The organism is Glycomyces sp. YM15 (assembly GCF_016918015.1).
In the GTDB taxonomy this organism is placed as follows: Bacteria; Actinomycetota; Actinomycetes; order Mycobacteriales; family Micromonosporaceae; genus Glycomyces.
This window is the reverse complement of sequence record NZ_JAERMK010000003.1, coordinates 259,360-267,250: the sequence shown is the minus strand read 5'-3', so window position 1 is coordinate 267,250 and position 7,891 is coordinate 259,360. Positions and strand designations below refer to the sequence as shown.

At 67.2% G+C, this 7,891-nt stretch carries 9 protein-coding genes; 1 reads left to right on the top strand and 8 read right to left on the bottom strand.

Annotated elements, in window-relative coordinates; genetic code table 11:
• Positions 1–93: 93 nt before the first annotated feature.
• The gene (locus JHY01_RS05595; RefSeq protein WP_307814262.1) at positions 94–711 is read right to left on the bottom strand and encodes a hypothetical protein; all 618 of its coding nucleotides are present in this window, start codon (positions 709–711) and stop codon (positions 94–96) included.
• Positions 712–947: 236 nt separating this feature from the next.
• Here JHY01_RS05595 and JHY01_RS27215 point away from each other — a divergent pair, with 236 nt between their 5' ends.
• Entirely contained in the window at positions 948–1,523 is a 576-nt protein-coding gene (locus JHY01_RS27215; protein ID WP_205324613.1) for a GNAT family N-acetyltransferase, read from the top strand.
• 558 nt (positions 1,524–2,081) lie between these two features.
• On the opposite strand, the gene JHY01_RS05585 is transcribed toward JHY01_RS27215, so the two are convergent.
• The 7 genes from JHY01_RS05585 to rnpA all read right to left on the bottom strand — a co-directional run bounded on the left by JHY01_RS05585 (position 2,082) and on the right by rnpA (position 7,844).
• Entirely contained in the window at positions 2,082–3,164 is a 1,083-nt protein-coding gene (locus JHY01_RS05585) for a ParB/RepB/Spo0J family partition protein (protein ID WP_205324612.1), read from the bottom strand.
• A gap of 3 nt (positions 3,165–3,167) precedes the next feature.
• On the bottom strand, positions 3,168–4,247 hold the full coding sequence (locus JHY01_RS05580; protein ID WP_374199496.1) for a ParA family protein: 1,080 nt from the start codon (positions 4,245–4,247) through the stop codon (positions 3,168–3,170).
• Between the two features lie 425 nt (positions 4,248–4,672).
• Positions 4,673–5,269 carry a 16S rRNA (guanine(527)-N(7))-methyltransferase RsmG gene (rsmG, locus tag JHY01_RS05575; RefSeq protein WP_240192416.1) on the bottom strand — a complete coding sequence of 199 codons (597 nt, stop codon included), beginning with the start codon at positions 5,267–5,269 and terminating at the stop codon, positions 4,673–4,675.
• Positions 5,270–5,375: 106 nt separating this feature from the next.
• Complete coding sequence (locus tag JHY01_RS05570; protein ID WP_374199495.1) at positions 5,376–5,870, bottom strand: protein jag; 495 nt, start codon at positions 5,868–5,870, stop codon at positions 5,376–5,378.
• A gap of 92 nt (positions 5,871–5,962) precedes the next feature.
• Entirely contained in the window at positions 5,963–7,087 is a 1,125-nt protein-coding gene (gene yidC, locus JHY01_RS05565) for a membrane protein insertase YidC (RefSeq protein ID WP_374199494.1), read from the bottom strand.
• Positions 7,084–7,422: a membrane protein insertion efficiency factor YidD gene (gene yidD / locus JHY01_RS05560; protein WP_205324608.1), complete on the bottom strand. Its 339-nt coding sequence runs from the start codon at positions 7,420–7,422 to the stop codon at positions 7,084–7,086. Before yidD ends, yidC begins: the two co-directional genes overlap by 4 nt.
• Positions 7,419–7,844: a ribonuclease P protein component gene (gene rnpA / locus JHY01_RS05555; RefSeq protein WP_205324607.1), complete on the bottom strand. Its 426-nt coding sequence runs from the start codon at positions 7,842–7,844 to the stop codon at positions 7,419–7,421. The genes yidD and rnpA overlap by 4 nt, the downstream gene beginning before the upstream one ends.
• Positions 7,845–7,891: the final 47 nt, after the last annotated feature.

The following is a 7,891-nucleotide window of genomic DNA, read 5'->3' as shown; positions in this document are numbered from 1 at the left end:
CGCCCCCCGCCCCCCGTATCCCGCGCCCACCCACCACCTGTGGGGTGGCGTTGTTTCACGTGAAACATCGACACCCCTCAGGTCGTTCCGGCATCAGTCGTCGGAGAGCCAGGCGGCGATGTACTCGAGGTTCATCTGCCACTCGTGTTCTTCGACCGGCGGCAGGATCTCGTCCCACATCGTCATGAACGGCCCGCGCAGTTGGAGGTAGCCGTGCGGGCGGGCCAGGAACCACTGCTGGAGATGCGCGGTGCCGTCGCCCCAGCGGTTCACGTGGACCTGAGCGACCGATTCGAGAGAGCGGATCGCCCGCTCCAAGCGGACCGTCAGCACGCCGAGCTCGGCCGCGTGCATGGTCGAGAGGTCCCCTAGGTCGAGGTGAGCGCGCGGCTCCAGGATCACCACGACGGGAAGCCCGCTGGGCGCGGGCGGGCTCTTGAGACGCCACCGCTCGTTGGACCAGAGGTAGGCGGTGTCGGGGGTGTGGCAGGCGGCGCACTGCTCTTGGCGGTCGCCGCGGCGCGGCGGCTCGGCGTCCACCGGTTCCTGCAGGGGTTTGATGCGCAGCTCGCCTTCGAACGGGAAGGCGGGCCAGTCGACGAATGGGGGCAGGGTCGGGCGCACGCCGTTCGCGGGCGGATTCGGGTGTTGACGGCTCTGGTTCGTCAGGTCGAGCTTGGAATTCGGGCCGGGGGTACTCGCGGATGCCACCATCGAAAAATACCGCATGGATGCGAGACTGGAAACAGTCGGAATCGACCTTTCGGCAGATTTCCACGAGGTTACGCGGCGCGTCGCAGGATCGACACCCGATAGTGGACTGACATTTAGTGCGTGAAGCAGGGCAATCGTCGACAGAGTATGAGTTTCGAGGCTCATAGTGACGTGCGCCCATATGGCGGGAAGGGACTGTCGGACGAGCGGGTCGGTAGGGCAAGCTGGAAGGCGTGCAAGCAACAGTTACTGATAGCTCCACGCCGGAGGCGTCGCCCGTTTCGGGCGACGCTATCGCCGTGCTCGTGGACCCCCCGGTGACTGCCGCGCTCGTTGACGAACTCAGCCATCTCTGGGTGAGAGTGACGAACGCCGGCGGTTCCGTCGGGTTCGTGCCGCCGGTCAACATCGAAGAGGTTCGCCCTCACACCGTTTCCATTCTCGCGCGAGTGATCGACCAGACTGACACGCTGGTCGCTCTAAAGGAAGGAGCCGCCATTGTCGCTTGGTGTGTTCTCACATCAAACGACAGCCCGCCGCGCCAGGGCTGGCGGACCATCCGCCATGTTCAGGTCGACCCTTCCCGACAGGGTGGCGGTCTCGGTGGCAAGCTCCTGGCGGCAGTCGATCAAGTCGCACGCGAAGAGCTGAAGCTCGAGGCGCTGAGCCTCAAGGTCCGCTCGGGCACGGGTGCCGACGCCTTCTATCGGCGGCACGGCTTCACCGAGGTCGGTCGTCTGCCGCGCGCCGTGCGCATGGCCGACGACGACTACCGGGACGACATCATCATGTGGCGAGAGCTCTCTTAGCAGAGCGACCAAGCCGAAGAAGCCGGGGCGATGTTTCACGTGAAACATCGCCCCGGCTTTTCGCTTCGCCACGTCCAAGGAGGCGCGAGGCGCGAGGCGCGAGGCGCGAGGCGCGAGGCGCGAGGCGCGAGGCGCGAGGCGCGAGGCGCGAGGCGCGAGGCGCGAGGCGCGAGGCGCGAGGCGCACCGACATCATGCCCGCGAACTGCGCTGGGAACCGATGTCGTACCCGTGTGGGAGAGTCGTCTCATTTCTTCGGTTGGGCGGAGGTGGATGCGGGTGGGAAGGGGCATGCCCTATACCGCCGTGCCGGCGGGACCGCCGCACGTCCAACCAACCCGTCCAACCAACTCCGCCCGCCAACCCCGCGCCGGCAGCAACGCCCTCGACTACCGGCTCGTGCCTGCAGGCCACTCCCCCGGCCCGCGCCACCGTGGTCTCCGCTCCCGCCTGGAGCCAGAATCCTCGGCTTCGGGGCCCTCGGCTCCGGTCCGGAACGAGATGCGGCCCTCCGGATCTCAGATCCTTTGGGCCGCAGTGTGTTCGTCAATCGCAGGGGTTACTCGACGCCGATCTGCTCGACGATCCGGTCAAGGTCGGCGAGCGAGCCGAACTCGATGGTGATCTTGCCCTTCTTGCGGCCCCAGGAGATCGTCACCTGCGTCTCGAAGTGGTCCGACAGGCGCTCCTTCAGCTCCTCGAGCCCTGGCGCTTTGATGCGGTCCTTCGCGCTTCGCGCGGAGGGATTGCGCGGCTCGTCGAGTTCCGGCTTCTCCTCCAAGCGGTTCGCCGTCACGAGTTCCTCGGTGCTGCGCACCGACAGGCCCTCGCTGATGATCCGCTCGGCGATGTGCTCCTGCGAGTCCGCGCTGTCGAGGCCGAGCAGCGCCCGCGCGTGGCCGGCCGTGAGGACGCCCGCGGCGACCTTCGTCTGGACCGTCGGCGGCAGGCCCAGGAGGCGGATCATGTTCGAGATCTGCGGGCGGCTGCGGCCGATCTTCTTCGACAGCTCCTCCTGCGTCACGTTGAACTCTTCGAGCAGCTGCTGATAAGCCGCGCCCTCTTCGAGCGGGTTCAGCTGCACGCGGTGGATGTTCTCGAGGAGGGCTTCGCGTAGCAATTCCTCATCGGCGGTGCGGCGGACGATCGCCGGGACCGCTTCCCAGCCGAGTGCCGTCGCGGCTCGGAGTCGCCGCTCACCCATGACGAGTTCGAAGCGTGCGCCGTCCTCGCGCGGCTCCTCAGCCGTGCGCTCCCGTACCGCGATCGGCTGGAGCATCCCGACCTCGGTGAGCGAGGTCTGGAGTTCGGCGAGATGGTCGTCGTCGAAGATCTGACGCGGCTGCTTCGGGTTCGTGCCGATGTCCCCGATCGGGATGAGCTGGAAGCTCGCTCCCGGAACCGGGACGAGTTCAGGTCCCTCCGATGTTTCACGTGAAACAACGACCTGAGCCGGAGTCGATGTTTCACGTGAAACATCGCCCCGGTTGTTGCTACTCAGTTTCGGGGCCGCCTGCCGGGGCGCCGCGACCGGAGCCGGAGCCGCTTCCGGCTCCTCCTCGGTCGTCGTGGTCTCGGCCAGACCGGTCGGGATGAGCGCCCCCAGTCCGCGACCGAGTCCTCCGCGTTTCGCCGCAGCCATCGACTAGTTTCCGCCCTTCTGGTTCTTGCCGCGCCGGGAGAGCTTCGCGCCGCGGCGCGCGATCTCCTCGGCCGCTTCGAAATAGCTCGTCGCACCCCGCGAGCCGGGGTCGTACGTCATGATCGACTGCCCGTACCCGGGAGCCTCCGAGACACGGACGCTTCGCGGCACGACCGCGTCGAGCACGATCTCGCTGAAGTGCCCGCGCACTTCCTGCTCCACCTGATCGGCGAGCTTGGTCCGCTTGTCGTACATGGTGAGCAGGATCGTGGAGACGCGCAGGCGCGCGTTCAGGTGCGCCTTGATGAGCTCGATGTTTCTGAGGAGCTGGCCCAGTCCTTCGAGCGCGTAGTACTCGCACTGGATCGGGATCAGCACCTCCTCGGCGGCCACGAGCGCGTTCACCGTGAGCAGGCCGAGCGACGGCGGGCAGTCGATGAAGATGTAGTCGAGCTCCCCGCTGAAGGTCGCGATGCTCTTCTCCAGGCGCCCTTCGCGGGCCACGACGTTGACGAGTTCGACCTCGGCGCCGGCCAGGTCGATCGTCGCCGGAACGCAGAGCAGCGAGGGGATCCCGTCGACCGGGGTCGCGATCTCGTCGAGCGACATTCCTTCGACGACGGCCTCGTACACGCTCGGCGTGCCCGCACCGTGCTCGACACCGAGACCGGTGGAGGCGTTCCCCTGCGGGTCGAGGTCGATGACCATCACCCGGTTCCCGTGCAACGCCAAGGCGACCGCGAGGTTCACGGTGCTGGTGGTCTTGCCGACCCCGCCCTTCTGGTTGGCGATCGCGATGACCCGGCGGCGCGGCGGCCGCGGCATCGTCACGCTCCCTGAAGGATTGAGCACCCGGACGGCCCGCTGCGCTTCGCGCGCGAGCGGCAGGTCGTCATCCAGAGCGTCGGGCTGCGTGGGCACCGGCGCCTCGGTCTTCACTCGGCCGTTCTTGGCCGCCTCGTCCGGTGCCAAATGCCGACCCGAACGGCCTCGCTGCGATGTGCCTCTGGGCATCCCGTCCCGCTCTCCCCCGTTGTCAGCCCGGGCCTCCGGCAGTGTGCCGCCATCCGCACCGGACTCCATCGTCACCGATTCTGGCCCACCCTGGCCGAAGGCCGGGGCTGCGCCACCCTGCGCCGGTGAAGTTTCTCGATAGCGGTGCCGCCGAGTCGGAGGCGCCTCCTCGTTCACGGCCGCATCGAGGAGGTTTCTAATGCGCCGTTCGGCCGGGGTATCGCCGCCAAGGGAGTTCTGGTGTTCACGATCTTCAGAGGGAAGGGGGTCGCGCACGTTCACCGCCACAGACTACGGGCCGGATGTTTCACGTGAAACATGACCCTGCTCGGAGAAGCTTACGAGCCATACACTATCCGAACGCTGCGGAGTCCGCCGAGCGCAAAGCGTGGAAACCACAAGAACGGATGCCGCGATGATCGTCTCATCACGGCATCCGTTGCAGTACAAGGTTATTCGAATTCGGGGCGGAAATAAGCGGTTGCGGGACCGGATCAGCGGATCCGCTCGATCTTCACTACCGTTGCGGGGATGGTGAACTCATCCTGCTCCGACAGTTTGGACTCGCCGCAGGTGAGGATCGAGGCCTTGCCGCCGCCGGCTCGCTTGATGAGTCCGCCGCTCTCGGTCACTTCAAGGGAGGCGCCTTGTCCCTTGATGGCCAGCATCGCGCCGCCCACACGGGCCAGCGGCAGGCACCAGCCGACCAGCTTCGCCAGCGGGGCCACCGCACGGGACACCACGATGTCCGCCTGGCCCTTCGGGTCCACCTCGGCCGCGCGGGCGCGCAGCACTTCCACGTTCTGGATGCCGAGCGCCTCGATGACCTCCGTCAGGAAGTCCACGCGGCGCTGCATCGGCTCCACGAGCGTGACCAACAGGTCCGGCCGTGCGATCGCGAGCGGGATGCCCGGCAGACCCCCGCCCGAACCGACGTCGAGCACGTCGGCCTTCTCGGGGATCAGCTCCTCGACCACGGCGCTGCTCAGCACATGCCGCCCCCACAGGCGCGGCACTTCGCGCGGCCCGATCAGGCCGCGTTCGATCCCGATGGTCGAGAGCAGTCCTACGTAGGACTCGGCCAGGGCCATGCGCTCTTCGTCGGCTCCGAACACAGAGGCCAATGTTTCACGTGAAACATTGGCCTCGGCGGATTCGGAGCCCGTCGGCTCCTCAGTCATGTTTTCCTGCTCAGTCCTATTCCGGCTTCACGACGACCCGGCGGCGCGGCTCGGCGCCCTCCGACTCGCTCTGGACGCCGTCGGTGGCGTTGATGACGTCGTGGACGCACTTGCGTTCGAAGGCGCTCATCGGGTCCAGCTTGACCACTTCGCCGGAGTCGATGACCTTCTTGGCGGTCTTCTCGGCCAGCTCCGCGAGCTTCTTGCGGCGCCCGGCCCGGTAGCCCCCGATGTCGAGCATCAGGCGTGAGTGATCGCCGGTCTTGCGGTAGACCGCGAGGCGGCAGAGCTCCTGCAGCGCCTCGAGGGTCTGGCCCTTGGGGCCGACCAGTCCGTTGAGGTCTTCACCGACGATCTCGACCTGAGGACGGTCGCCGACCACCAGTTCGTCGATGTCCCCGTCGAGGTCGAGGATGTCGAGCAGGCCTTCCATGTAGTCGGCCGCCACTTCGCTCTGCTCAAACAGGTCGTCTTCGGAGGCCACCTCGTCCTCCCGCACCGTTGCTCCCATAATTGCCAACTCGTCTCTATCGCTCGTTTTAAGCCTAGTTTGCACCATTGTGGCTGATCCGGCGGCGCCTGCGCAGCCGCGGGACCGTCTCCCTAGCCTTTTTTCTTCTTGGAGGCCTGCTGCGCGCCGCTGACCTTCTTGGCCCGTGCGATGCGTTCCGCCCGTGAGAGGTTCTTGCCCGAACCGGGGCCGCCCTTGGCCTCGGACTTCGGCGCTTCCGAGCCGTTCGCGCCGGCGACGGTCTCAGGCTTCTTCGGGCCGCTCGGCCTGGACTTCGCGCCGGGCTTCGGCTTCGATCCCGGCTTCGGGGCGAGCTCCTTGCGGCGCTGCTCCTGCTCGCGCTGCTCCTCGAGCATCTTCTCGTGGGCCTTCGAGCCGGGCTTCGGCGGCTTCGTCGCGGAGTTCTGCGCGGGCGGCGGGTACTTGTGCAGCACGAACTGCTGCTGTCCCAGCGAGAACAGGTTGTTCACGGTCCAGTAGATGACCACGCCGATGGGGAAGGCGCCGGCCGAGAAGATCATGATCACAGGGATGCCGTAGAGCATCACCTTCTGGATCATCCGCTGGTTCGGGTCCTCGTTCCAGCCGGTCTTCAGGATCATCTGACGCGTGGTCAGGAAGGTCGTGAGGATCATCGTCGCGCCGAGGACGCCCGCCACGAGCTTGACGTCGAGCGCCGAGGAGCCGACCTTCTCGAGTTCGCTGCCCGGGGTGAGGAAGGTGCTCCAGAACGGCGCGCCGAAGAGCTTCGCGTGGACGTAGGAGTTCCAGTCGGACAGCGGGCCCGCGTCGATGCCGGTCCAGCCGTAGGACTCGGTGAACTTCTGCTGGGTCGGGTCGGGGCGGCGCAGGACGTGGAACAGCGCCAGGAAGACCGGCATCTGGATGAGGATGGGAAGGCAGCCCATGAGCGGGTTGGCCTTCTCCTTGCGGTACAGCTCCATCATCTCTTTCTGGAGCGTCTCGCGGTCACCCTTGTAGCGCTCCTGGAGCGCCTTGATCTCGGGGGCGAGCTTCTGCATCGCGCGCTGCGACTGGATCTGCTTCACGAAGAGCGGGAAGAGGATGATGCGCAGGGTGAGCACGACGCCGATGATGGCCAGGACCCAGGCCCAGTCGGTGTCCAGGAAGCCGTTGTCGCTGCCGAAGACATTCGTCCAGAGGTCATGCCATCTCAGCAGCACCCAGGACACGCCGTCGTAGGCCCACTCCATCACTTGCGGACTCCAGTCTGCTCAGTCTTCGAACTCAAATCGTGGTCATGCCGTGGGGGTACGGGGTCATGACCCCCAGGATGAAAGGGGTGGCACCGTCCCAGCCGTCGCAGGCTCAACCATATGCCACGTGCAGCGCCGTGCCGGGACAGCGCCTCAAGGGTATATGCGCTGCAACTGGGGTAGAAGCGGCAGCGGGCGGGTAGCGCGGGGCTCAGCCACCGACGGTACGCGATCACGGGGGCGGCGACCACTCGCGCCGCGAGGCTTCCACCGCCGCGAGAAGGGGTTTCAGCCGGGACCGGGGTGGGGGCCGGCTCGGCCGCGGCGTGCGTCATGGCGTGCTCCGGCGATCGTTCGCACGGTTCGCTTTGCGGGTGCGGGCCGCTTGCACGGCCTCGGTGAGGTCCCGCTGCAGTTCGGCGAAGTCGCGTTCGGCGGCGCGGGGGGTGGCGCGCACGACGACGTCGGTCCCGGGGGGCCAGTGCGGCAGTTCGGCGGCGACGGCGTGGCGGAGGCGGCGCTTGACCTTGTTCCGGGCCACGGCGTTCCCGACTGCCTTGGATACGACGAAACCCGCCCGCGCCGTGCGGTTCGCATCGGCGGCGGGCGGTGTCGGCGGCGGTGCCGCTTGGTCTTCGGTCTGAACTGTCGCAGGTGCCCAGTGCACGACGACGCCGCCGCGGGCGGCGCGGCGGCCTCGCTTGAGCGCCGAACCGAAGTCCTGGCGGCTGCGAATGCGCGCGTCGGCTGGAAGCACTTGGATCACGTCCTCATCGAGGCCCCTAGAGCCTGCAAGGGACCGGG